The 26031-nt window shown below is 43.2% G+C and carries 27 protein-coding genes; 20 read left to right on the top strand and 7 right to left on the bottom strand.

Features of this window, described 5'->3' with window-relative positions:
• The first annotated feature begins 132 nt into the window (after positions 1-132).
• The 9 genes from EC328_RS02920 to megL all read left to right on the top strand — a co-directional run bounded on the left by EC328_RS02920 (position 133) and on the right by megL (position 8864).
• A complete protein-coding gene (locus tag EC328_RS02920; RefSeq protein WP_128425412.1) occupies positions 133-909 on the top strand; it encodes an ABC transporter ATP-binding protein in 777 nt (258 codons plus the stop codon).
• Positions 902-1618 carry an ABC transporter ATP-binding protein gene (locus EC328_RS02925; RefSeq protein WP_128425413.1) on the top strand — a complete coding sequence of 239 codons (717 nt, stop codon included), beginning with the start codon at positions 902-904 and terminating at the stop codon, positions 1616-1618. The genes EC328_RS02920 and EC328_RS02925 overlap by 8 nt, the downstream gene beginning before the upstream one ends.
• Complete coding sequence (locus EC328_RS02930; RefSeq protein ID WP_128425414.1) at positions 1611-2510, top strand: branched-chain amino acid ABC transporter permease; 900 nt, start codon at positions 1611-1613, stop codon at positions 2508-2510. Before EC328_RS02925 ends, EC328_RS02930 begins: the two co-directional genes overlap by 8 nt.
• Positions 2510-3667, top strand: a complete 1158-nt coding sequence (locus EC328_RS02935; RefSeq protein ID WP_128425415.1) for a branched-chain amino acid ABC transporter permease — start codon at positions 2510-2512, stop codon at positions 3665-3667. Before EC328_RS02930 ends, EC328_RS02935 begins: the two co-directional genes overlap by 1 nt.
• A gap of 2 nt (positions 3668-3669) precedes the next feature.
• The gene (locus EC328_RS02940; RefSeq protein WP_206363906.1) at positions 3670-4848 is read left to right on the top strand and encodes an ABC transporter substrate-binding protein; all 1179 of its coding nucleotides are present in this window, start codon (positions 3670-3672) and stop codon (positions 4846-4848) included.
• A gap of 40 nt (positions 4849-4888) precedes the next feature.
• A complete protein-coding gene (locus EC328_RS02945) occupies positions 4889-5659 on the top strand; it encodes a creatininase family protein (protein WP_128425416.1) in 771 nt (256 codons plus the stop codon).
• A gap of 117 nt (positions 5660-5776) precedes the next feature.
• On the top strand, positions 5777-5995 hold the full coding sequence (locus EC328_RS02950; RefSeq protein ID WP_128425417.1) for a hypothetical protein: 219 nt from the start codon (positions 5777-5779) through the stop codon (positions 5993-5995).
• Positions 5996-6207: 212 nt separating this feature from the next.
• The gene (locus EC328_RS02955) at positions 6208-7461 is read left to right on the top strand and encodes an FMN-binding protein (protein WP_128425418.1); all 1254 of its coding nucleotides are present in this window, start codon (positions 6208-6210) and stop codon (positions 7459-7461) included.
• A gap of 203 nt (positions 7462-7664) precedes the next feature.
• On the top strand, positions 7665-8864 hold the full coding sequence (gene megL, locus EC328_RS02960) for a methionine gamma-lyase (protein ID WP_128425419.1): 1200 nt from the start codon (positions 7665-7667) through the stop codon (positions 8862-8864).
• Positions 8865-9086: 222 nt separating this feature from the next.
• On the opposite strand, the gene EC328_RS02965 is transcribed toward megL, so the two are convergent.
• Positions 9087-9839, bottom strand: coding sequence for an esterase family protein (locus EC328_RS02965; RefSeq protein WP_128425420.1), 753 nt, complete (start codon positions 9837-9839; stop codon positions 9087-9089).
• A gap of 17 nt (positions 9840-9856) precedes the next feature.
• Positions 9857-10036 (bottom strand): hypothetical protein, encoded by a 180-nt coding sequence (locus EC328_RS02970; RefSeq protein WP_128425421.1) that lies wholly within the window; start codon positions 10034-10036, stop codon positions 9857-9859.
• 188 nt (positions 10037-10224) lie between these two features.
• On the opposite strand from EC328_RS02970, the gene EC328_RS02975 reads away from it, so the two are divergent.
• The 6 genes from EC328_RS02975 (at position 10225) to EC328_RS03000 (ending at position 14845) form a co-directional block, all read left to right on the top strand.
• On the top strand, positions 10225-10677 hold the full coding sequence (locus tag EC328_RS02975) for a universal stress protein (protein ID WP_128425422.1): 453 nt from the start codon (positions 10225-10227) through the stop codon (positions 10675-10677).
• A gap of 128 nt (positions 10678-10805) precedes the next feature.
• Positions 10806-11156 (top strand): RidA family protein, encoded by a 351-nt coding sequence (locus EC328_RS02980; protein WP_128425423.1) that lies wholly within the window; start codon positions 10806-10808, stop codon positions 11154-11156.
• A gap of 91 nt (positions 11157-11247) precedes the next feature.
• Complete coding sequence (locus EC328_RS02985) at positions 11248-11901, top strand: sigma factor (protein WP_128425424.1); 654 nt, start codon at positions 11248-11250, stop codon at positions 11899-11901.
• A gap of 2 nt (positions 11902-11903) precedes the next feature.
• Positions 11904-12890 (top strand): hypothetical protein, encoded by a 987-nt coding sequence (locus EC328_RS02990; RefSeq protein WP_128425425.1) that lies wholly within the window; start codon positions 11904-11906, stop codon positions 12888-12890.
• A 147-nt stretch (positions 12891-13037) separates the two neighbouring features.
• Positions 13038-13868: a tryptophan-rich sensory protein gene (locus EC328_RS02995; RefSeq protein ID WP_128425426.1), complete on the top strand. Its 831-nt coding sequence runs from the start codon at positions 13038-13040 to the stop codon at positions 13866-13868.
• Between the two features lie 209 nt (positions 13869-14077).
• Positions 14078-14845 carry a glucose 1-dehydrogenase gene (locus EC328_RS03000; RefSeq protein ID WP_128425427.1) on the top strand — a complete coding sequence of 256 codons (768 nt, stop codon included), beginning with the start codon at positions 14078-14080 and terminating at the stop codon, positions 14843-14845.
• A 378-nt stretch (positions 14846-15223) separates the two neighbouring features.
• On the opposite strand, the gene EC328_RS03005 is transcribed toward EC328_RS03000, so the two are convergent.
• The 5 genes from EC328_RS03005 to EC328_RS03025 all read right to left on the bottom strand — a co-directional run bounded on the left by EC328_RS03005 (position 15224) and on the right by EC328_RS03025 (position 21376).
• Positions 15224-15967, bottom strand: a complete 744-nt coding sequence (locus EC328_RS03005; protein ID WP_128425428.1) for an ABC transporter ATP-binding protein — start codon at positions 15965-15967, stop codon at positions 15224-15226.
• Positions 15958-16716, bottom strand: a complete 759-nt coding sequence (locus EC328_RS03010) for an ABC transporter permease (protein WP_128425429.1) — start codon at positions 16714-16716, stop codon at positions 15958-15960. The genes EC328_RS03005 and EC328_RS03010 overlap by 10 nt, the downstream gene beginning before the upstream one ends.
• The gene (locus tag EC328_RS03015) at positions 16694-17737 is read right to left on the bottom strand and encodes an ABC transporter substrate-binding protein (RefSeq protein ID WP_128425430.1); all 1044 of its coding nucleotides are present in this window, start codon (positions 17735-17737) and stop codon (positions 16694-16696) included. Before EC328_RS03015 ends, EC328_RS03010 begins: the two co-directional genes overlap by 23 nt.
• 76 nt (positions 17738-17813) lie before the next feature.
• Positions 17814-19550: an NADH-dependent [FeFe] hydrogenase, group A6 gene (locus tag EC328_RS03020; RefSeq protein WP_128425431.1), complete on the bottom strand. Its 1737-nt coding sequence runs from the start codon at positions 19548-19550 to the stop codon at positions 17814-17816.
• On the bottom strand, positions 19544-21376 hold the full coding sequence (locus tag EC328_RS03025) for an NAD(P)-binding protein (RefSeq protein WP_128425432.1): 1833 nt from the start codon (positions 21374-21376) through the stop codon (positions 19544-19546). The genes EC328_RS03020 and EC328_RS03025 overlap by 7 nt, the downstream gene beginning before the upstream one ends.
• Before the next feature lie 846 nt (positions 21377-22222).
• On the opposite strand from EC328_RS03025, the gene EC328_RS03030 reads away from it, so the two are divergent.
• From EC328_RS03030 to EC328_RS03050, 5 genes are all read left to right on the top strand, one after another.
• On the top strand, positions 22223-23056 hold the full coding sequence (locus EC328_RS03030) for a hypothetical protein (protein WP_128425433.1): 834 nt from the start codon (positions 22223-22225) through the stop codon (positions 23054-23056).
• Between the two features lie 347 nt (positions 23057-23403).
• On the top strand, positions 23404-24036 hold the full coding sequence (locus tag EC328_RS03035; protein ID WP_128425434.1) for a phosphoribosyltransferase: 633 nt from the start codon (positions 23404-23406) through the stop codon (positions 24034-24036).
• 111 nt (positions 24037-24147) lie between these two features.
• A complete protein-coding gene (locus EC328_RS03040) occupies positions 24148-24507 on the top strand; it encodes a four helix bundle protein (protein WP_128425435.1) in 360 nt (119 codons plus the stop codon).
• Between the two features lie 160 nt (positions 24508-24667).
• On the top strand, positions 24668-25294 hold the full coding sequence (locus EC328_RS03045; protein ID WP_128425436.1) for a winged helix-turn-helix domain-containing protein: 627 nt from the start codon (positions 24668-24670) through the stop codon (positions 25292-25294).
• A gap of 22 nt (positions 25295-25316) precedes the next feature.
• Entirely contained in the window at positions 25317-25682 is a 366-nt protein-coding gene (locus EC328_RS03050) for a four helix bundle protein (RefSeq protein ID WP_128425437.1), read from the top strand.
• Positions 25683-26031 lie beyond the last annotated feature (349 nt).

Consider the following 26031-nt stretch of genomic DNA (forward strand, 5'->3'; position numbering starts at 1 on the left):
CACGATACCCTGAATAAATTATGCTTTAGCATTAATTTACAACATTATTGAGAAGTGATATAATATCGAATTATTAATAAACTAATGCGATAATAAAGCGCAGTAAATACATAAAATCAAAGGAGTAGAGACATGAGCATTTTACTTGAGACCAAAGCTCTAGAGATGCATTTCAAGGGACTAAGAGCAGTAAAGGGTTTTGATTCAACGATTGAAGAGAACAAGATATATGGTTTGATAGGCACAAACGGTGCAGGGAAAACCACTGTAATAAACATGCTTTCAGGAGTATTAAAGCCTACCTCCGGAAATATTTTTTATATGGGCAACGACATAACAGGCATGAAGCCCCATAAGATAGCTAGGCTCGGAATACTGAGGACCTATCAGAATCTAAGGCTTTTTAAGAAAATGACTGTCATTGAGAATGTCGTTATTGGAGCACAGATCCATAGAAACTACAATAATGTTCAGGCTATTCTTCAGCTTCCGGCTTTTAAAAATGAAGAGAGAGAGTTGTATGAAAAGGCAATGGATATGCTTAAGATCATGGGAATAGATCAAATGTCTCAGCACGTATCCGGCTCACTGCCCTATGGAGCTCAAAGAAAACTTGAAATAGCCAGAATATTGGCTGCATCGCCTAAGCTGTTGCTGCTGGATGAACCGGCAGCCGGTATGAACCCCCATGAAAGTGCTGAATTGATACATATCTTGAGAAATATCCGTAAGCAGTTCAACCTTACGATCGTATTGATAGAGCATGACATGAAGGTAGTCATGGGATTATGTGACTATATCTACGCCATGGCCTTTGGCGAGGTAATTTCCAAGGGCTTGCCTGAAGAGATCAGGAATGACCCGAAGGTTATCGAGGCATTCCTGGGGAGGGCGAGAGAGCATGCTTAAGATTGAGAACCTTTGCGTAAAATACGATTCCATAAGAGTGGTCCACAACGTTTCGCTGGACATAAATGACGGCGAGATCGTTGCAATGATAGGAGCAAACGGAGCTGGGAAAAGCACCATATTAAAGACCATATCAGGACTTTTGAAAGCAGAATCCGGTAAAATCACCATGGATAGCGAGGATATAACTCGTGTCGACAGTCATGTCATAGTCCAAAGAGGGATTATACAAGTACCGGAGGGCAGACAGATATTTACGAAAATGACCATAGAGGAAAATCTAAAGCTCGGAGCATTCCTGCAAAAGGATAAAGAGAAGGTTGAAAGGAATTTTGAAAGGGTACTGACGCTTTTTCCAATCCTTAAGGAGAGACTAAAGCAAACCGCAGGTACTCTTTCCGGAGGGGAGCAGCAAATGCTCGCAATAGGGAGGGCGCTTATGGGGGCTCCAAGGCTTTTACTCCTGGATGAGCCTTCAATGGGACTTTCTCCACTGATGACTCAAAATGTATTTGATGTACTTAGACAACTTAAAAAGGACGGGATCACAATGCTTCTCGTGGAGCAAAATGCTTATGATGCTCTTGAGATATCCGACCGGACATATATCCTTGAAACTGGAGTAATTAAGATAACTGGATGGAGCAGGGAGCTAATTGAGGACCCCGGGATCAAGAAAGCCTACCTGGGAGGTGAATACGATGCCTGATTTTGGATATTTTCTAAGTCAGCTGTTCAACGGCATAAAGCTTGGCAGCGTATACGCCATGGTTGCCATTGGTTACTCAATGGTTTACGGGATACTCAGGCTGATCAATTTTGCTCACGGAGACATAATGACCGTAGGGGTCTATACCATACTGGTCCTTTTCACGACCTATGGAATGCCATTGTGGCTGACCATAATCATTTCTGTTGCTCTCTCAATAATAGTCGGGCTAACTGCAGAAAGGGTGGCATACAGGCCATTAAGAAGCTCCGGAGAGGAAACTACACTTATATCGTCATTGGCTGTTTCGATACTTATTCAAAACATCATTGTGATGGTTTTTTCACCTCAAAGAGTCGCATTCCACCTCCCGGACTATCTGTCAAAGCTTCATACATTCGGGACAGTGAGATTATCGACGATGAATATCATAACCTTTGTGGCAGTTTTTGTAATACTTATTGCCCTGTCCTACATGATAAAGAATACAAGAGTTGGAATGGCTATGAGAGCATGCTCTGACAACATGAACGCAGCAAGGCTGATGGGGATCAACGTAACGACAATAATCGTCATCGCCTTTGCAATAGGCTCGGCATTGGCAGCTCTTTCAGGCCTGATGCTTGCAGGCGAATACAAGACAATAGATCCCCTGATGGGCTTTGTACCCGGACTTAAAGCATTCTGTGCAGCGGTTTTGGGAGGGATCGGAAGTCTTGGAGGAGCCGTTTTGGGAGGGTTCATTCTTGGAATCATTGAAATGCTCTTTGCAGGCTTGATGCCGACAGAGATAACTCCCTACAGAGATGCCTTTGTTTTCCTTGTTCTCATCCTGGTCCTCCTGATAAAGCCAAATGGAATACTTGGCTCCAACGAAGGGGGGCGAAGCTGATGAAGCTAAAAGACAGCAATATATTCCGCCTCATCCTGTTCGTGCTTATTCCGTTGGCAGTAATCATTTACGCAGGTCTTGACAGTGGAGGATATTACGCAGGGCTTATCAATCTGGTTGGCATCAACATAATCCTGGTTGCAAGCCTGAACCTTGTAAACGGCTTCTCAGGGATGTTTTCAATGGGACATGCAGCCTTCATGGCTATAGGGGCCTATACGTCTGCAACTCTGACCCTGAATGCAGCACAAAAGGCAACCTACATGCCTGGACTTCCCGAATGGCTTATGAACCTGGTTCTACCATTTCCTTTGGCACTTCTTGCAGGAGGTATATTCGCAGCAATAGTTGCAATACTTATAGGGTTTCCTGTATTGAGGTTCAAGGGGCATTATCTCTCAGTAGCCACTATCGGACTGATTGTAATTGTAAGGGCGGTATTGGACAACGAGGACCAGCTTACAAACGGGGCGAGGGGAGTGACTGGTCTTCCGCCGTATGCATCTACCTGGATCATTTTTACAATCGTGATCCTGGTTTTATACCTTCTTCACAGACTTATAAACAGCGCATACGGAAGAGGACTAATAGCCATGAGGGATGATTACGTAGCGGCGCAGACCTTGGGTGTAAATCTTACCACCAAAAAGCTGTCAGCCTTTTGCATAAGCGCATTTATTGCAGGAGTTGGAGGCGGCCTCTGGGGACATATGCAAAGTGTAATATCCGGAAAGTTTTTTTACATCGACTACAGCTTTAAAATAGTACAAACCTCCATAATTGGGGGGATGTCATCCCTTAGCGGATCAGTTGTGGGGTCTATCCTGATGACGTATATCCCGGAATTCCTGGCTCCGCTGGAGAACGGACTAAGGATATTCGGAACGAGACTACCTGAGCTATATGGAATATCAAACATCATTCTTTCGTCGTTTCTGATTGTTCTAATTATCTTCAGAAGGCAGGGAATCATGGGATATAGCGAGATAATAACTGAAAGCATATTCTCGCTTAAAACATACAAAAGCGTATTTGACAAAAGTGAATACAGGATATTCATGGAATCTCTAAAGGGCAGCATAAAAAGTATTGGCAGTATTCCGACACGAATAAGTGTCTGGATCTCAAATAAAAAAAGAAAAAAGAAGGGGGAGTAGAAGTGAAAAGCAAAATGACTAAAAGAGCAGTCTCCATTTTGATAATATTGACAATGGTACTATCAATAGCTGGCTGTGGTACAAAAGAGGAAGCCGGGGCAGAGACAATAAACGTAGGTGCCATATTCAACCTCACTGGCGGACAGGCATCTATTGATGAGCCTTCGTACAACGGCTTCAAGCTGGCAGCAGATGAAATAAATGCTGCCGGAGGGATAAACGGCAAGATGATCAACGTAGTATCCTATGATGGAAAAACAGAGCAAACAACCGTTGCAAGTAACGTAAAGAAGATGATCGATGTTGACAAATGCGTTGTAATCTCAGGCTTGTCAGATTCCAACTACGCACTGGCAGCAGGAAACGTAGCCCAGGAGAAAGGTATCCCGTTCATTACATCAGGGGCAACTCTCCCGACACTGCCTGACCAGGTAGGAGATTTCGCATTCCTGGCTCCATTTGGCGACGACATCCAGGCATATGCAGCTGCAGAGTATGCAATCGATGAGCTGGGAGTAACAAAGGCATATATGCTGATCGACCAATCCATGGAGTTCACAAAGACCCTTGCATTCTTCTTTGAAGAGAGATTTGTTGAAAAGGGTGGGGAGATCGTACTTAAGGACAACTATATGAATAAGGATCCGGATTTTTCAGCTCAAATCGACAGATTCCTTGCTAATCAAAACGGAGCAGAAATACTATTCATATCAGGCGTTCCCGACGATGCAGGTGTTGTAGTAAAGCAATTCAGAGATAAGGGCGTAACACTTCCTGTAATAAGCGGTGACGGTTTCGACACTCCACTGCTAATTGAAGTAGCTGGTCCGGCTGCAGAGGATACTTATGTTGCAACCCATACTTCATTGGAGAACACAGACGAGAAAGTACAAAACTTCGTTAAGGCATATAACGATGCATATGGAAGAGCACCTGAAAATGCATTTGCAGCCCTTGGCTACGATGCAATGTATCTAATAGCCGATGCTTTGGGTAGAGCAACAGATGTAACCGATCCAACAGCAATAAGAGATGCAATCGCTCAAACAAAAGGACTTGAAGTGGTCACAGGAGTAATAACCTATGAGGACGGAAGTCATGTACCAAACAAATCAGTAACCATAAATAAAGTTGAAGGCGGTAAATTCGTATTCCAGAAGGAAGTCAGCATGTCCAACTAATACAATCAATTAAAAGCAATAAAAAGGAGATGGTCACTTAATGGCTAATCACGAACTATTAAAGCTTACAGCTAATCAGGTTAAAGAAGGAGGCTATAACAAGGCGATACTTGCCATTGGATCATGCGAGGCCCATGGAAAGCACCTTGCCGAGGGAACTGACACCATAGTTTCGTACAAGCTTTCCTGCATGATTGCAGACAAGGTAGATGGGCTGCTTGTACTTCCTCCCGTAACAGTAGGGTACAGTGCACACTATGACACCTTTCCATTCACAATATCCCTTGGATATGATACTGTCACACAGGTTATTTATGACATAATCGAGTCTGTTCTAAGGAATGGCGTGAACAGGATATTCCTGATGAATGGCCACGACGGAAACATCGCCCCCATGGAGATCGCTTCAAGGAAAATAAAAGAAAAGTATCCCCAGGCAAGGATAGCAGCGCTGCCTGCATGGTGGGTAACAGCAGGAGACCTGCTGCCTGAGGGGACCTTCGAGGTTTGGAACGGGCTTGGGCATGCTGGTGAAGGCGAGTCCTCGATCGCATACTACATGTTCCCTGAATGGTGCGAGAAGGAACTCGCAACCTGTGTGATCCCGGACAAGCTTCCGAAGTATGTTGAAATGAAATGGGATTTTGCAGAGATAACAAATACTGCTCAAACCGGTGATGCAACTAAGGCAACTCCGGAAAAGGGTGAAAAAATGACAAAGGTCCTGGTAGATGCCGTAGTCGAGGCAATAAAGGACCTGGACTCAAGGAATTGGGATTACACTTCTACAGAATCGGAAACAAAACTGTAAATCGATAAAGCTTCTGCATTAACTTCAATGACCCAGAGCTGACATTTGTCTTCTCTGGGTTTTCTCTGCCCCAACTGCCGTTGGAAAACTTCTTCAGGAAGGATCGGCTGATCTTATATGGGTGGGAAGAGCAGTATTAAAGTATTCTTCCTGGGCACGGCTCCTTCGCTGTCAATGCTTGAGAACCTGTCACTGGCTTATGGAAGAGTGGCAAAGGGTGCTTTTTCATGTACTAAAGAGGAAAGAAAGGAGTTTTCTCTCGAAAAACTGATGAAATTCTACAAAAGATCAAAAGGTAATGAGTTATCTGATGACAGGTTATTATTGTCCCAGTAATCGATTAAATTCATCCAGCATTAATGACATAAGCCCATAAACCTCCATTTTGTAACATTTTATCCATATTTAATTTCTCGTTTTCTATTGTAGAAGGGGTGTATTTTTGATAATATATTTATCGGTTAGACTATTATCAATATTACCATCGGTAGAGGGATCAACACCCGAAGCCCATAAAAATACAAGCATTACGAAAGGGAGAAGTGGATATGCCAAAAAGCAGAGCAGTCAGTGCAATAATAATGATCGTGATTTCAGCTTTAGTATTGTTCGCAGGAAATTCCATGATGGGTAAGGGGATGGCAGCAGGACTTGCAGACGGTACATATCAGGGATTAAGTGATGCAGGAATGCATCCCGGCCTAATAGTAGAGGTAGTGGTGGCGGGTGAGCAGATAACTGATGTCAAGGTTCTTTCACATGGCGAGACTCCAGGGATAAGTGATCCGGCAATAGCAGAGATGCCCGCAAACATAATCGCAGCTCAATCAACAGAAATAGATGCAGTGTCAGGGGCAACTATGACTTCAAATGCTATCAAGGAAGCAGTTGCAAACGCCCTTGCAGCAGAACCGGGATACAAGGTGCCAGTTACATATGCTGACGGAACCTATGAAGGCTCAAGCGACGCAGGAATGCACCCTGGCCTGAAGGTTTCAGTAGTGGTAACAGATGGCAGGATCTCAGAAGTAAAGGTGATCGCTCACGAAGAGACTCCGGGAATAAGCGATCCTGCAATATCTGGTGTACCTGCAGCAATAGTTGAGTCAGGCTCACCGGCAGTTGACGTCGTATCAGGAGCTACCTATACTTCTACAGCGATCATAGAAGCAGTTCAAAATGCATTGGCATCTGAGCCTGTTGGAGCGGAAGAGCCGGCAGAGGAGCCAGCAGAAGAGATCATACCGGCTGACAGGGTATATGTCGACGGAGTTTATGAAGGCTCAAGCGATGCAGGGATGCACCCTGGCCTTAAGGTTTCAGTTGAGATAGCAGGTGGTAAAATAGCTGCTGTTAAGGTTATAGCTCATGACGAGACACCGGGGATCAGTGATCCGGCAATCTCTGGGATGCCTCAGGCAATCGTAGCAGCCAACACTCCAAGTGTTGACGTAGTATCAGGAGCAACCTATACATCTATGGCCATAAAAGAAGCGGTTACTCTTGCACTTGAGGGAGCAGTAGCACCTACAGTATATGTCGACGGGGTCTATGAAGGCTCAAGTGATGCAGGAATGCACCCGGGTCTAAAGGTATCCGTTGAGGTAGTTGACGGAAAGATAGCAAGTGTTAAGGTCATCGCCCATGAGGAGACAGAAGGTATTTCAGATCCTGCTATAGCTGGAGTTCCAGCTGCCATAGTGGAAGCCAACTCACCTGAGGTAGATGGAGTATCTGGAGCGACCTACACTTCAATGGCAATCAAGGAAGCTGTAGCCCTGGCACTCCAAAACGCGAAATAACATTGAAATTAAGCCCGGAATCGAAATATATCGGTTCCGGGTATTTATTTGCCAGTTGAAGATTTTTGATTAATGTGGTTTAATATTGTTATAAAGCAGTCATACTTTATGGGACTGTAAAACGTTTTCCCCCATTATCAGCTTTTGTATTTATCTATTCACTATTCACTGTTAACTATTCACTATCTAAAGGGAGGATTCAAATGAACAAGGAAAAAATGAGCAAAATGAATTTCTCAACAAGAGCAGTACACGCAGGATACCAAAAGAACGAGTTTGGAGCATTGGCAACACCTATCTACCAAACATCAACATTCATCTTCGATTCAGCCGAGCAAGGTGGCAGAAGATTTGCAGGGGAGGAAGAGGGATACATATACTCAAGACTTGGAAACCCAACCTGCACTCAGGTTGAAGAGAAGCTTGCAAACCTTGAGAATGCTGAAGCAGCTATAGTTATGTCTTCAGGCATGGGAGCTATTACCTCTGTCATATGGACACAGGTTGGCGGCGGAGACCACATAGTAGCAGCCAAGACTCTTTACGGATGTACCTTCGCATTCCTTAACCACGGGATCTCAAAATTCAATGTCGAGGTAGACTTTGTTGACACATCAGATCCTGAGAATGTAAGAAAGGCAATGAAGCCTAATACAAAGCTTGTTTACCTTGAGAGCCCTGCAAACCCTAATATGAATATCTCAGACCTTGCTGAGATCGCTAAGATCGCTCATGAGGTCGAGGGCTGTATCGTAGTTGTAGACAACACATACTGCACACCTTACCTTCAAAGACCGCTTGACCTTGGATGCGATGTAGTTGTTCACTCAGCTACTAAATATCTTAACGGCCACGGAGACGTTATTGCAGGCTTTGCAGTAGGTAAGAAGGAATTCATCGACCAGGTAAGACTGTTTGGCGTAAAAGATATGACCGGAGCTTCAATGAGCCCATTCGATGCTTGGCTTATAAACAGGGGAATGAAGACGCTTGACCTTAGAATGGAAAAGCACTGCTCAAATGCACAGGCTGTAGCTGAGTTCCTGGAAGCTCATCCTGCAGTTGATAAGGTCCTTTACCCTGGACTTAAGAGCTTCCCGCAGTATGAACTGGCTAAAAAGCAAATGATGCTTCCTGGAGCAATGATCGCCTTCGAACTTAAGGGCGGTTTCGAAGCAGGAAAGACTCTTATGAACTCCGTTGAGCTTTGCACTCTGGCAGTAAGCCTTGGAGATACTGAGACGCTTATCCAGCATCCGGCATCAATGACCCACTCACCATATACACCTGAAGAAAGAGTAGAAGCTGGTATTTCAGAAGGTCTTGTAAGACTTTCCATAGGCCTCGAGCATGCCGATGACATAATAGCAGACCTTAAGCAGGCTCTTGATAAGACTATCTAATTCATATCACTTAGCAGGATGGGATAAATTCTCATCCTGTTTTTTAATGTCAAATATCATGACAGATCTCTGCACCAAATTAAATAATTAACAAAGGTCTATATAAATCCTAATGAAACAAGATACGGATTCCTTCCGTCAAGCTATCCAGCCTCGACCCAGAAACTGCTGCTTCAGGTCACCCTGGTTCAGCCAACTACAACCTATGACAGCATTTTTATATTACAACTTTCCCTGAGCCCTAAGGCTATTAAGGAAATACGGCATCTGAACTCTCCACCATGTCCAGTCATGGTCCACGTCATACCCCCAGAAATCGATCCATGCAGGTACTCCTTTGCTGTCGAGGATATCCTTTAATAGCCTGGTGTCCCTTATGGTATCCTCCTCCCATTTTCCAAGCCCGGTACAGATAATTATGTTTCCGTGTCTATAAGCCTCAAGATATTTGAGGTCGTTAAGATTTGAAAGATAATCCACCGGTGAATTAAAGTAAACATCGGGGTCGGACAGGTTATTCCCTACAAAGAACCTTGCATCATATAACCCGCTAAGCGCTATAACCGAATCAAACACGTCAGGATGCCTGAAATAGAAGTTTGCACTATGATAGCCTCCCATGCTGCAGCCTGTAGTCATAAAACCTCCCTGCCAGCCACTGTGAGCCCATATAAAGGGGACCAGTTCATTGACTATGTAATGATCATAAGCATTATGCATTCTTGCCATATCACCAGGCCACTTACCCTTATTGAGCCAGCTTTCCTGATCTACACTGTCAGGAGTATAGAATCTTACGACACCCTCCTCAATAAGACTGCTGCATGCCTCTATCATTCCAAAATCCTCATATTCGTAAAAGCTGCCTCCCGATGACGGGAAAACAATAATGGGCTTACCTCCATGCCCGTAGCTCTTAAAAGGCATCATCCTGTTAAGACTGGAGCTGTAAAATTCATGATATTCAATTCTCATATCATCCACCTCCCTAATCAGCTTTCAGTAAGCTCAGCCATCAACTCTCTGACTCTTGGTTCATCTTTTACATTGGTCAATACTACCAGATAATCTTCAGCCCTTATCACAGTATCACCATGAGGAGTAATATCAATGCCCTTTATATGAATCCATTTCTGACGCCTCGGCCTGCTTAGCCTCAAGCTGCAGCTCAAGAAGCGATTATTTGAAGCTTCCTATTATGTGTGTTTATTACTTTGTGGTAATTATTCTTTAACATTCTATCGATCTCCTATTAGTCCATATAATTTTATCACAAATTTTTCGGATTTTCACAAAACTATTACCATTTGGGTATATATAAAAAGAAGATACAAGGGAATTTAATGAGAGGAGGTAGCTTATGGACAGGATACTCGTACCGATCGACGGCTCCCCAACATCCCGGAAAGCTGCAGATATGGCGATCGATATAGCTAAAAAGTATGGCAGTGAGCTGATATTTATGACGGTTGCCAGAAGGCCTGAGATAATCGGGACAGGCAGCAGCGGATATGGTGGTGTCTACAACCAGGATATGCTGACAGAAGAGCTTCAAAAACATCAGACGAAGATACTGGATGAATTTGTCGAAAAACTGGACTTGACTGGAATCAAGACTGAAAAGAGGATAGCAGTGGGAACTCCTTCAGAAGAAATTGCAGATGCTGCTGAAGAAATGGGAGCAGACCTTATAGTAATCGGCAGAAGGGGCTATTCAAGGATAAAAAGATTCTTTGTAGGGTCGGTTTCTCAAAGAGTAGTATCAGAAGCACATTGCCCAGTACTTGTCGTCAATGACGATGCTGCAGTATAAAATTTTCTCCCGGGGAAACCCGGGTCTTTCTTTTTTGTAACAATTCGAAGGTTCGATTAAATTTGTAAGTATTGTCTAAGGCCCAATAAACTGGTAAACTAATAACATAAGAATGGGAGGGATGTATCATGGATATAAAAAGATTTGGGAGCAACGGAAGATACTCCAGTGCTGTAGTACATAATAATGTATTATATCTGTGCGGGCAGACCTGTGATGAGGAGATCATCGATGTTAAATTCCAGACTCAGGTCGTACTGAAGCAGATCGATGAGCTGCTTAAAAGCCATGGCTTAGATAAGGAGCATATTTTGTCAGCTACCATATACCTCAAAAACATAAAAGATTACGATGCAATGAACCAGATTTGGGATGCATGGGTAGTAGAGGGGCATGAGCCAGCAAGAGCATGTGTAGAAGCAAAGCTGGCAGATGAATCCATTCTTGTTGAGATATCGATAATAGCAGCAGTCAGGTAAAAGGCCTTCGAGGCCTTTTTTTAATGGTATTTTGCATATTTGATCAAAGCGGTGGTAGAATAATGTTATAACCAAGCCAGAGGTGTTTTACATGCGGGAGATCGACAACATGGTAGTTCAAGTTAAGGATGATGAAACAGCCCTTGAGGATTTCGTAAAATCTCAGGAGGGATTCATTATCAAAGCAGCTTCAAGAACCTCAAAGCACTATATAACGAGGAGCGACGACGAATGGTCGATTGCTCTGTCTGCATTTGTGGAGGCTGTAGAAAAATACGACCTCGAGAAAGGCAGCTTCATGGCCTTTGCAGAGCTGTTGATAAGACGCAGACTGATAGACTGGTTCAGGATAAATAGTCGAAATAATGAAGTTATCCATGTTGAAGATATAGAAAATGAGCCGGACACATCAAGAGAATCTGATGAGATAAAGCTGGAGATCCGGGCACTTGAAGAGGATCTTAGACTGTACGGCATATCTTTCATGGATCTGGCAGATGCGTCTCCAAAGGCACAAAAAACGAGGGATGCTTGCCGGAAGGCGATAAACTGGATCATTGAGAATCCTTTGATTATAAATCAAATGAAAGAAAGCAATCAGCTGCCAATAAAAATTATTGAAAATAATTCAGGGGTACCCCGAAAAATTCTCGAAAGACATCGTAAATATATAATAGCAGTGGTAGAAATACTGGCCGGAGATTATCCGTGGCTAAATGAATATGTAAGGCAGGAGGGGAGGTAGTTATGAAAGCAGTAATACTTGAAGTGAAAAACGGCTATGCAGCAGTGCTAAAAGATGATGGTACAGTAGTTAAGATAAAGGATGAAGACTATAAAGTAGGAGATGTTATCAGAATGAAGGATAAGAAGCCATTATTCAACAAAAAGTGGGGTACACTGGTTGCAGCTCTACTTATATTTGCGATGGTTGGAACCGGGACTTATGTAAATGCAGCACCGAGCTTTGATGTTTATGTAGAAGATGATGGAGATTTTGAAGTTTTATTCAAAGTAAATAAAGACGGTAAAGTGGTAGATGTATATTATGACGATGATGATGAAGATGAAGAATTTGATGACTTGTATGGAAGCCTTGAAGACCTTAAAGGGAAAGAAATTGAAGAAGCTATTAGAGGATTTGCGTTGAAAATAGATGAAGACTATGAAAATCTATATATTACCGCATCATCTCGTAATCAGGAAAATACAGAGGAGTTTATCAACAGAATCAGAGAGCGTATGGCTGAAGATGAAGGCGAAGGAGATAAGGACAGAGTAAGAGAAGAGAATTCAACAAATGATGAAGTAGAGAAAGGCTATGAAAAAGGCCCTGGAAACATTGATGCTATAACAAATGAAATAGTAAGAGAAGCCAAAGAAGAAGGCATTGCTCCTGGTAAGCTGAATATTGTCAATAAACTGCTGTTAGCTGATGATGAAAAAGTGGTTGACTTAGAGAAAGACTATGCATTAACTGTTGAAAGAGGCCAAAGCCTAGAAGAAGCTCTTATAGTACTAGCTAAAGAAAAACCAGAAGAATTAATGAAAATATTCACTGAATCCAGGGGCAAAGAAACCGCACCTGGACAACTAAAGAAACAGGAAGAAGTAGAAACACAAAATAGAAATATTGAACAAGATACTGAAGAGGACCAAGAAATGAATGACAACAAACCTGAAAGCAACCCAGGCAATAAGGGTGGCAACGGTAAAGGTAATGGCAACAACTAACAGCCAACAGTAAAACCCTAATAAATGCATCACCATTAGAACAAAGCCCCGCTTTCCTTGTGTCGGGGCTTTGTTTGTTTGACAAATTCAATATTTTTAGCTAAAGTAAGTAGTATAATTAATCAAACCAGACCAGGGGGAAAACAGATGGCAGCAAGGAATGATAACAACAAAACACTAAGCATAGTGGCAGCGATATCCTATTTATTTATGATATTAACCAATTATATGGCCAATGCTCTTCCGTTGAATGGGCTATATACGGCAGATATAACAGATAAGCTGTATCCAAATATGTTTACGCCAGCAGGATGGACTTTCTCGATCTGGGGATTCATATATTTCATGCTATTAGTATACGTATTGTATAGTCTCAACATAATAAAGGCCATTGATTCTCTAAGCGATCCACAGATACTCGATGGAACAGCAATATTGTTTACCATTTCCTCGGTTCTTAATATTGCCTGGTTGTTCGCATGGCATTATGACATGATGGTTCTTTCTGAGATATTTATGGTAGGATTATGGATTGTGTTGTTCATGATAGTATTAAATATAAAAAGAAATAAGCTGACAAGACTTCAATACATATATCTTAAGCTTCCATTCAGCATCTATTTTGGATGGATAACAGTAGCACTTGTAGCGAACACAGTAGTAATGCTTGTAAGCCTGAATTTTGGGTTCTTCGGGATACCTGAGGTAGACTGGGTAAGGTATGTGGCTATTATTGGTGCGATATTTACAAGCATAATAGCCATCATAAACATGGACCTTGCTTTCAGCTTCGTCCCTATGTGGGGATACTTTGGGATCCTAATGAAGCATGCACTGCCGTCAGGCTATAACAATCAATATGAAACAATAATCACAACTCTTGCAATAACAATAGTCGGACTATTCCTTGTTATGCTGTTGATCCTGGGTCAGAAAAAATTCCAGGCAGGAGCTGTAAGAAGAAGGAGAATGTCGTAGAATAAGCGTTAAGCGTTAAGAATAATTGACAATTGACGATTGATACCGATCCATCGCTTTCTGGCGGTCAAAGACCACCCTTACAAGCGCCTGCTGCATAATGCTAATCGCCTCTAGCGACAAAGTCGCAATCTGTTGATACATCTGAATCCGTTTGGGTATAAATAGCAAGAACGGTAGAATAACCACAACCTAAAAGGAGTGATTTAATGAGCGATTTATTCGATCTTAAAGGCAAGGTAGCATTGGTAACAGGTGCATCATCAGGATTAGGCGTACAATTTGCGACAGCATTGGCAAGACAGGGAGCAGATGTAGCTCTTTTGGCAAGAAGAGTCGAGAAACTGGATGAAGTAAAGAAAGACATTGAAAAACTTGGCGTTAAGGCACTTGCAATTCAATGCGACGTGACAGACAACGCTCAGATAAGGGAAGCAGTTGCTAAGGTCAAAGAGCATTTCGGCAAGATAGACATTCTTGTAAACAATGCAGGAATAGGGGCAGGTGAGCCGGCTGAGACTCAATCAGACGAAACCTGGAACAAGACCATAGACATCAACCTGAATGCAGTTTACTTCACAGCAAGAGAAGTAGGAAAGCTGATGGTCGAGCAAAAATATGGCAAGATCATAAACATTGGCTCGATCCACAGTGTAGTAGCTATGGCAGGACTTCCTATTTCAGCCTATGCTGCTTCAAAAGGTGCAGTAATGCAGCTTAGCAAGGCTCTTGCAAATGAGTGGGCTAAGTACAACATTACAGTAAACACAATAGGACCTGCATATTTTGAAAGCGAAATGACTGCAGGAATTGTTGGGAACGAAGGTTTTGCGCAGGTTGTAAAGACCTACTGCCCAATGGGTAGAATAGGTAAAAGAGGAGAGCTTGACGGAGCAATAGTATACTTCGCTTCAGATGCATCAAGCTACACTACCGGTCAGTACCTTGCAGTAGACGGCGGCTGGACGGCGATATAATACCAATAATTGACAATTGACGATTGACAATAAAAACCAGATCCTTCACATTGGTTCAGGATGACAAAAATCTTATCTGTCACCCTGAGCGATTGCGAAGGATCTTTTAATTTACTAGATTAATGTGTCATCCCGACCGAAGTGGAGGGATCCCCGTCTTTTGATATTTTTTCTTTTGCTATCTACTACACCTACTATCTACTATCTACTTTTCCCAAGTTCATAGTCCCCAGTCCCTCAAGAGATTCCTCGACTTCGCTCGGAATGACAGGATTCTTTAATTGTCAACTGTCAATTGTCAATTTAAACTTTCTTTCCCCAGTCCCTTGCTCCTTTCCACCTTTCCAACTTTCCTACATTCCAACGTTCCAACTTTACTTACTTTTGAGATTCCTTAACTTCGCAGCGAACGCTCAGTATCTCATTTTCGATCAATTTTCTTGCCTTGACCCTGCTTTCCTCCGTACCATCGACCCGGTACATATTTGTGATTACCTTCTTCACCTTAGTTGGCTTGTCAGAAAGGATCACTATCCTGTCTCCAAGCTCAACGGCTTCATCAAGGTCGTGAGTGACAAGTATACATGTCCTCATTTCACACGCAATTAGTTCCTTGAGAAAATCCATTGAAGCCCTTTTATTTGCAATATCAAGCGAACGGAAGGGCTCATCCATAAGAAGCATATCCGAAGGGTAGGCAAAGGCCCTAAGCATGCCTATACGCTGCTTCATCCCCCCTGAAAGTTTTTTAGGGTAATAGTTAATGTATTCCTTAAGTCCAACCTGTTCCAGATACCTATTGACAGTCCATTCCATCTTCTCTTTATCCATCTTTCCTTTAAGCACAAAGCGGATATTATCACCTACGGTCCTCCAGGGGATCAGCCGATCCTCCTGGAACACAAAGGAAATCTTTTCATACAGAAATCCCTCGACCTCACCGGAATCAGGCTGATCCAATCCAGACACTATGTTAAGCAGCGTCGTCTTTCCGCAACCGGAAGGACCAAGGATAGCCGTGGTCTTGAATTCCTCAAATTCAATTGTAATATCATCAAGCACCTTAAGCTCATTGTAGCTTTTTGATATATTCCTTACAGCATACATACTGATCACATCCATCCCTTATTTTCCCAGGCCGCCTTTATCCGATCCATAGATAGCTTCAGCACCCAGGACATAAGGAGAATAACTATTATCCATGCGAACACTCCGTCAGTATTGAGATAGGTCTTTTCAAGCATAAGCCTTGTTCCAACGGCAAATTTAGGCTGAGCAAGAACCTCGCCTGCAACGACCATCTTAAGGGAGGTGCCAAGGGTAGAGGAGCTGACACGGCCTATCCCTGCAAGGATGGAGGGGAGGTAGATATCTATTGCCATAGTCCTTCGATCCACCCCAAATATATGAGCCATTTCTATTAGGTCCCCATCAACATTTACGATAGAGTTGTACACAGTCTCATAAAGGATTGGAAACACCATGACAAAGCCTACGAATACAGGCACCAGCTGGCTGTCAAGCCATATAAGGGCAAGGATTATTATCGCCATAATGGGCACCGAGCTTAAGAATGAAAGCACAGGCTCCATAAGCTCTCTGAGAAATACACTCCATCTCGAAAGAGCCCCAAGGGCTACGGCAATAAGAAGCGATGCCAAAAAGCCTGCAATGCACCTTAAGAAGGTATAGCCCACGATATTCAAGAAATCCCTGCCTGAGACTATTAACAAAAGGCGCAACAGGGTAGACCCAACCCCAGGAACAATGACCTCATTGTCCACAAGGAGGGAAAGGAGGACCCAACCACCCATCAGGGTGACCCAGGCAGCTGCTCTTAAACCCCTTTTACCTGTAATATAATCCTTCATCCGGGAGCTTTCCTCCAATAAAGTCAGGGGCAAAATCCATTATAGCCCTGTAATATGCCTCATACTCCGCCTTAGAATCCTCAATCGGGAAGCTGCCTATGTTCATTCTCTTGATACCCGAAACTACAGCTTCTTTAGCAAGCCCAAGCTCTAATTCCTCAGAAACTGATCCAAGCTCTCCGGGGTTCTCCATAGCCCACTGGATGCTTTCCTCATAGGCCGCAAGGAAGCTCTCCACAAACTCAGGGTGTTCCTCGATAAGGCTTGTCTTTATTACAAGGCTTGCCTGAGGATATCCCTTTTCAACCTGCATATATTCAGCCCAGAGGGAGTTAAGATCAAATAAAATCTTTACCTTGCCTTCAGACTTTGCAATAACTCCTGAAACAGCAGGCTCGGGCAAAATTGCAAAGGTCGCCTTTCCACTCAATAGATATGGTCCTACTTCAGCTGCAGTTGCAAGATAGTTCAGAGTCAGATCTGAATCAGGCTCGATGGCATCCTTAAGCAGCAGCATCCTGAATATGAGATCAGGTGTAAGTCCCTTTCCAAAGGTAGTGATCTCTCTGCCAACAAGCGCCCCCAAAAACGGCGCATCCTCAGTTCCAATAAGGTAAAGATTTCCCCATGTGGAGGTACCGGCTACAGTATATCCCAAATTCTTATTGTATGCAGATGCAGCGAGAGTAGAGGGGATCATTGCAATGTCAGCCTCGCCATTCATAATGGATGATGTCAGAAGATCGGTGGATCTTAAAAGGTCATACTGGATTTGGAAGGCAGAGTCAACCTGAGTATCCTCCTTCATCATCTTACCGGCAGTAAGGGCAGTAACACCCTCCATAAATGCGAATCTGATATTTATACTCTCCGCAGGCTCTTCAACAGGCTCAGGTGCGTCAGGCCCCTCACTTACCGGTGGCTCCTCAGGAGCGGGAGGGGGAGTGGATGGAGCAGCACATCCTGTAATAAGGCCAGCTGACAATAACAGTACAAGCATAAGGCTTAAAAATCTCTTCATAATTTATACACTCCAGTCAAATAATATATGTTTATTATATCACAAAAGCCCCGGTCGTGGACCGAGGCTCATTGGATTACTTCTTGGTGGGATCAAGCTCCCAGGCATGATGGTCAGTGTGTAAGAGCTCATGTGATTTGTGGGAAAGAGGACTTCCAAAGAATTCATCATAAACCTTTGTGATCGATGGGTTCTCATGGGAGAATCTCAGGTTGCTGATCTGATCCAAGCCATAGAGGACCTCAGCCCTTTTCTCAGCAAGCTCCTTACCGTCCCATATAGGCTGTCCGCCGCCACCGGCGCAGCCGCCTGGGCAAGCCATTATCTCGACGAAATGATACTCTACTTCGCCTCGTCTAATGGCCTCTATCAGTCTTCTGGTGTTTCCAAGACCGCTTGCAACCGCCACCTTAAGGGTAGTGCCAGCTATGTCAAAGCTTGCTTCCTTCCAGCCCTTTCTGCCGCGTACATCCTTAAAGGCGTCCGGAGCAGGGTTCTCGCCTGTTACAAGGAAGTAGGCACTTCTTAGAGCGGCCTCCATAACTCCGCCTGTAGCTCCGAATATTACAGCAGCACCTGAACCTATTCCAAGAGGGGTATCCAGTGGCTCCTCGTCGAGGTATTTGACTGTGATATGCTCAGACCTTATAAGTCTTTCCACCTCACGGGTCGTAAGTACTACATCTACGTCTTGACCTGCACCGGCGTCGCTTAGTACAGGAACACCAGCCTCATATTTCTTTGCAGTACAAGGCATTATGGAAACGCTGAAGATCTTTGACGGATCAACATTTAAAAGCTTGGCATAGTAGCTCTTGGCTATTGCACCAAACATCTGCTGTGGCGACTTCGCCGTTGAAAGCTGATCGACCATATCCGGGTACTGGGTCTTTATGAATCTGATCCAGCCCGGGCAGCAGGAGGTAAACATTGGGAAGGTCTCGTTATCTGCATTCTTAAGTCTCTCAAGGAATTCACTTCCTTCCTCCATAATAGTAAGGTCAGCAGTGAAGTTTGTATCGAAGATATAGTCAAAGCCTACTCTTCTAAGAGCTGCAGCAAGCCTTTCGACCGTCGCAAACTCCCTTGAAAGTCCAAGGCCTTCGCCCCAGGCCGCACGAACAGCAGGAGCTATTTGGACTATCGTAACCTTGTCCTTATCAGCAAGAGCTTCGAACACCTTATCGGTGTCGTCTCTTTCTCTTAGAGCTCCAACCGGACAGTGGGTTATGCACTGGCCGCAAAGGGCACAGTCGGATTCTTCGATCCTTCTGTTATGCGATACGTCTACGTTAGTTCTCGAACCGGTGTTGGCAACATCCCAAACCTTAAGGCTTTGTACATGGTCGCACACCTGGATGCATCTCATACACTTTATACACTTCTCATAATCCCTTACAAGCGGGAAGCCTTCAGTCCAGCGGGCATGAGGCATTTCAAGCTTAAAGGGACTTTCTATTATATTCAGATCATTTGCTATTGTCTGAAGGCTGCAGTTGCCGCTTCTAACACAAGTGGTGCAGGTCGCATCGTGCTGTGAAAGTATAAGCTCGACGTTGTTCCTTCTTGCATTTCTTACCTTGGGGCTATTGGTGTGTATTACCATGCCCTCTTCAACAGTATTGTTACAGGAGGTGACCAGTCTTTCAACTCCTTCGACCTCCACAACACATACTCTGCAGGCACCGATCTCGTTAAGACCCTCAAGATAGCAAAGGTTAGGGATATCGATATGGCATTTCTTAGCCGCATCCAGAATTGTAGTACCTTCCGGTACAGTGACAGCTATGTTGTTAATAACCAGATTTACCATCTTTCGATCCTCCCTCCCTTGAATACTCCAAAGCCGAAGTGGTCACATCTTAAGCAGCGTCTCGACTCCTGCATAGCCTCCTGGTCACTCATGCCAAGCTCGGAAAGCTCAAAGTCGTCTGACCTCTCCTCAACAGGTCTTTCCTTCATATTGACCCTGCCGCAAGGCACTCTGTCAGCTATCCTCGGCTCGGGTACTTTGACCTCCGCAACTATCTCATGATGGAAGCCAAGATAATTGTCAATATTAGCAGCTGCAACCTTGCCAGCTGAAATCGCCTGGATTACAGTAGCAGGACCTGATATACAGTCTCCGCCCGAATACACATCAGGCATTCCAACTACACCGGCAGTATTAAGAGCATCTATAAGGCCCCTTCTTACGGGGATCCCTTCCTTCTCGAATTCCTTGGATTCAATACCCTGACCTATGGCTATTACGACAACATCGCAGGGGATCCTTACAGGAGCTTCCTTGGCATCCACAGCCTTTGGCCTCCCGCCATCGATCTGTCCTACGATCTGCGGCTGGACCCAAAGAGCAGTAACCCTGCCATCGTCATCCGTTTCGATCCTCTTGGGACTGTAAAGCTCATAGATCTCGCAGCCCTCTGCTACTGCTGCTTCTATTTCTTCCTTCATTGCAGGCATATCAGCCTTTCTTCTTCTGTATACTATATCAGAGCTTTCTGCCCCCAGTCTTACGGCTGATCTTGCCACGTCGATCGCTACGTTTCCGCCTCCAAGAACGACCACTCTTTTTCCCTTCAGTTCAGGATAATATCCGTCGCCTGCATCACGAAGGATATCAACGGCAGAGTAAACTCCCTCGGCATCCTCGTTCTCAAGACCTATCTTCTTGTCGGTTTGAGCCCCTATAGCTATGTATATGCTGTCGAACTTTTCCTTAAGATCCATTACTGACATATCCTTACCTATAGTAACTCCAAGGTGGACCTTCACTCCATGGGAGAGCATTGTCCCGATCTCCTGATCAAGTATCTCGCGGGGCAGACGATAGCTTGGGATCCCATAACGGAGCATTCCGCCCAGGTGTTTCTTCTGCTCATATATCTCGACCTCGTGACCCATAAGGGTAAGGTAATATGCTGCACTCAATCCGCTTGGACCTCCCCCGACGACAGCGACCTTCTTGCCGGTAAGGGGAGCCCTTTCAGGCAGCGGTATATTACCGGAATTTTCAACCGCATATCTCTTAAGACCCCTGATATTGATCGGGTCATCGACCATGTTTCTTCTGCACCTTGTCTCACAGGGATGCTCGCAAACGAATGCGCAGGTAGCAGGCATCGGGTTGTCCTTCCTGATAAGCCTTATTGCATCCTCGTTTCTGCCCTCAGCAATAAGGGCTATGTAGCCAGGAACGTCAACACCTGCAGGACACAGAGAAACGCAAGGAACTGACTGGTAGATACCGAAGTTGCAGCGGTTCCTAAGTATATGCTCCTCGTAGTCATCTCTGAAGCCCTCGATCCCCTTAAGGACCATGTTTGCAGCCTCATATCCGATAGCACAATCAGCTGTGTAATAAATGCTCCGGGCTGTCTTTTCAATAAAGTCGATAGTCTCCATAGTTGCCTTCCCGTCAAGCACATCTTCCAACAGATTCTCAAGCTGTCCAAGGCCTATCCTGCAGGGCACGCACTTGCCGCAGGTCTGGGCATGGGCCATCTTCAGGAACGAGGAAGCAAGGTCGATAGGGCACAAGCCCGGTGGAGAAGCTACTATACGCCTCTCAAGATCCTTATACATCTCCTCAACAGTGGCCTGAGCCATATCCTTGGTGATGATACTAAGTCTGCTCAAATAAATCAGCTCCTTTCATTAGTTTAAGCGTTGTAGGGGCAGACGACCCTGTCTGCCCGTGAGGGATCTCTGTCCTTGTCATCCCGACCATTCTTCCCTTGTCATACCGACCAGCGTGGAGGGATCCCATTCTTTCGTCTTTGCTTTTGAATTTTCATTGTCAATCGTCAATTGTCCATTGTCAATTGCTTTGTTCCTGTCATCCTGAGCGTCAGCGAAGGATCTAATCCTTTAATTGTGAATTGTGAATTATCTCCTGCGAACTACTTATATTCATACCGTTAAATATATAACAATATATATTTAAATAATATACCCGAATTAATCATATGTCAAGTAATATTGATAGACAATTGACGCACAAAAATGTGTAAAAATGCAAACATTAGAAACGATATATATGATGTTCACGCAAATGTCGTAATATTAAGTTACGAAATTAACGAATAAATTCTCTCCTAAAACCGATAATGATGACAAATATATAACAATATTACAGAGTCTATGTTCATGATCTGTCATCTCGACCAACCTTACTCCTGTCATCCCGACCAACCTTACTCCTGTCATCCCGACCAACCTTACTCCTGTCATCCCGACCAACGTGGAGGGATCTCCGTTTTTCGTCTTTGCTTTTGATTTTTTATTGTCAATCGTCAATTGTCCATTGTCAATCGGTTTATCTTTTTCTACATCATACCTACTATCTCTACTCTGGAAACATATGTGACATATGACTATATTATTATTTACATCAGTAAAGCTTGATGATAATTTAAAGTTAACAGAGCTTGGTATGGGGGTACCAGCTTTGATTATCCTGTTATCGATGGAACGCCGTATGCGATGAAAGTCGCACGTACGGTGTGGACCTTAGCGAAATCCGAAAGGATAGCAAGGGATGAAGAAGTAATAGTAACACTTGGAGAACCAACAGCATTACACTATGTTAATGACTCAGGCTGGAATGCACTTACTACAGAGATAGAGATCGAAGGTGCACTCTTTAATGAGTACGCAGCAGACTCCTCCAATTGGGACATAGACTTTGGAACATCAGGTCTGGGTCTATTGGATATGCTTGTATCTCCGGATGGTACATCCATAAGGATCAGATTTGTAAATGATCCGGCAGATGGAACGATCGAGTTCAAGCTGTTGGGAGCAGGAAACACAGAGGGCGTTGAAACAAATACAGTTACACTGGATGTTTATGAAGAAAACGACGGAGGGTACATCTCGTCAGGAACAGATGACTGGATATACACAACTCACTCTACAGAGGCAGCATACCCAGGCTATAATGAAGAAGTAGGCATAATGAGCTGGAGAACCAGTACGTACACAGACGACATGTTAATAAGTCTTACAACTCAGCCAATGGATCTTCCTGATTCAGATTCAATAACTATTGAATGGATGCAGGCTTGGAATACTGAAGGTGGATTCGATTATATCAGTGTGTACTATAAGCTGGATGAAGGCAGTTGGAATTACCTTAACGGAAATTCAGGCTATAGCGCTTGGCAAAAGATGAGCTATGTAATACCTGTAGCCCCTGATGCTGAGACTATATCAATCAAGTGGGAGTTTACAACCGATTGGTCTATTACTAAGCCTGTTGTCGCTGTATATATCGACAACTTGACAATTACTGTCTACGAAGCACCAGATGTATAAAAGCAAGTAAAAAGTCATATGTACCAAAAAAACTCCGGTTAACCATACTGGAGCTTTTTTTGCATCCAGTCATCCCGACCAACGTTTAGGGATCCTCGTTTCTCGTCTTTGCTTTTGATTTTTTAATTGTCAATCGTCAATTGTCCATTGTCAATTGTCAATTGGTTTATCTTTTCCTAACTACTATTTTTCTTTCCCCTTTCCCCTTGTAGCTTTCCCTTAACTAAAGGGTATATATTTTATGTATTTAAGATTATTACTTTTTCTTGATGTTTTCCTAACCAACTAACCAACTAACCAACTAACAAACTGACCCCTGACCCCTATTCCGAAGGAGGCTGATTCCTATGCTATTCAAAAACAGAACCGAAGCCGGCAAAAAACTGGCAGAACTGCTGTCCGATTATGCCTCCGAGGATGTCATCGTTTACGCTCTTCCCCGAGGAGGAGTGATCCTTGGTGCTGAAATTGCAAAAGCTCTCCATGCTCCATTAGACCTTATAATAACAAAAAAAATCGGGCACCCTTCAAACCCAGAGTATGCAGTCTGCGCATTGGCAGAGGATGGAGCACCAATATGTAATCAATCAGAGCTGGAAATGCTTGGTCACCAGTGGCTTGAGGAAGAGAAGCACAAAGCCAGAGAAGAGATCCAGCGAAGAAGAGAAGAATACGTTGGTAATACAACTCAAAAGGATATTAAAGGAAAGACAGCCATCATAGTCGATGATGGAATAGCAACAGGCCTTACAATGATAGCCTCCATAGAAGAAATGAAGCTTCATGAACCAAAGGAGATAGTGGTTGCAATACCAATAGTTCCTTACCTAACGTCACTTAAGCTTGAAGGTATGGTAGACAAAGTAGTCTACGTAGAAGCAACCAGTGACTTCCTTGGTGCAGTAGGAGCCTACTACGAAGACTTCACTCAGGTCGACGACGATGAAGTAAAGCGTATACTTAAAGAAATCAACAATTAAACAAATCCCGTCCCAAACCTTCCATTCATCGGGAAGGTTTTCTTATTGTATACCTCCAAAAATGTGTAAAATTGCTATAATATTATTAAATACACTATAGGGAGGACAGACATGTACCAAGACACATCTAAATTATTAGCATGGCAGAAGGCACATCAGTTGACACTTAAGATCTATGAGGCAACATTGAATTATCCTAAAGAAGAACTATACGGACTAACGTCCCAAATACGGAGAGCTGCAGTATCGATACCAAGTAATATTGTTGAAGGAAAAGCTAGAGGTAGTAATCTCGAGTATCGGAGATTTCTTCTCATTGCTAGGGGATCCCTCGAAGAAGTTAAATATCAACTGCTTTTGTCTAAAGATTTGTGTTATCTTGAAGAAAAAAGATATTCGGAAATTGTTAATATTGCTTTAGATGTAGGCAGATTACTAAATGGCTTGATTCAATCATTAGGCAGGAGTTGATCCTGTCTTTTTCATTTCATTCCAACTCTTCCAACTTTCCAACTTCATATTTATCCTAAACATTTGTCACAACTATCTCTATTTATATTGAATACCACAAGTAAATATGCTATCATAATATTGTTCAATCACCGAACGAATAAATACATAGGAGATAAATATGAGAGAAAACGGCTTTTTCCTTCCCACCCCAAAATACAAAGAACTAATGATCCTGAACTACATAGAACAAAACCCAGATACCACACAAAAAGAATTAGGCAAAGAGATTGGAGCAGCAGCTTCAATGATAAATGCTTACCTGGACGAATATGAAGCCAATGGCTATATAACCAGAGAATACATAACATCAAAGACAGTGAAGTACCACATAACCTCAAAAGGCTTAAAGAGAAAAAACTTCCTAAATATAAGCTTTATTGAACAACTAATGGATATGCATAAGCTTGCCAGAGAAGGCATAGAATTATTTTTCAGAGAACTGGAGCAAAGAGATTTCAAAAAGCTTCTACTGTATGGAGCAGGAGAGGTAGCAGAAATAATTCTTGGGGTCCTTAAATATGGCTCAGGTACTAATATTGATATAGTTGCTGTGGTAGATGATGATCTTGAAAAAAGAGGAACAACTATCGTAGGATATCCGATAATATCTTCAGTAGATATTAAGAAGTATAAGCATGATGGGATATTTATTTCGAGCTATACTTATGAAGACTCAATTAAACAACAGCTGGTAAAGAAAGGTTACAACAAAGAAAAGATACTTACATTCTTTACAGAGAGTTAATTAATGACATAAGGGGGATGCAATGTATTCTGAAACCAACAAATTACTTGTATGGAAAAGATCACACGAGCTAGTACTCAAAGTATACGAGATAACAAAAGAATTTCCTAAGGAAGAGCAATTTGGTCTAACTTCACAAATTAGAAGAGCTGCGGTCTCGATACCCAGCAACATTGTTGAAGGTAAGGCAAGGAATTCAGTTAGAGATTACTTGAGATTCTTATTGATATCAAGAGGATCACTTGAAGAAGTGAAGTATCAGCTACTTCTTTCCAAAGACCTCAAATATATCTCAAATGATAGTTTTGAAATTACATTCATGATAGCAGATGATGTTGGGAAATTACTTAATGGATTGATCAAGAGTTTGGAACACAAATTAAACTAAGATTTATGGTTTTCCTAACCAACTTTCCAACAGTCCAACAGACCAACTGTATTTATCGTGTATGTCCATGTGAAGGTGTAATAGCCTTTAGCGGAACCACTTTTATATGCAATATTCACAGCCATGCTGAATTGGATGATGAAGACGAAGAGGGCGGAGATGGAAATGGGGAAGTTCCTTATTTGTAGCCGCTAGATTGGGTGTATAATACGACGTGAGTATCCTGAAAGACCAAAACCACAAGATGTAGCATAAGAGATGTCAAGAATTAAGTTTGTTATGCAAGATTTAGATCCAGGCAACTACTTGAATAATTCGATGAGTTGGATTTTTGAGAATGAGTTATAAT

Source organism: Gudongella oleilytica (genome assembly GCF_004101785.1).
Classification (GTDB): Bacteria; Bacillota; Clostridia; order Tissierellales; family Tissierellaceae; genus Gudongella; species Gudongella oleilytica.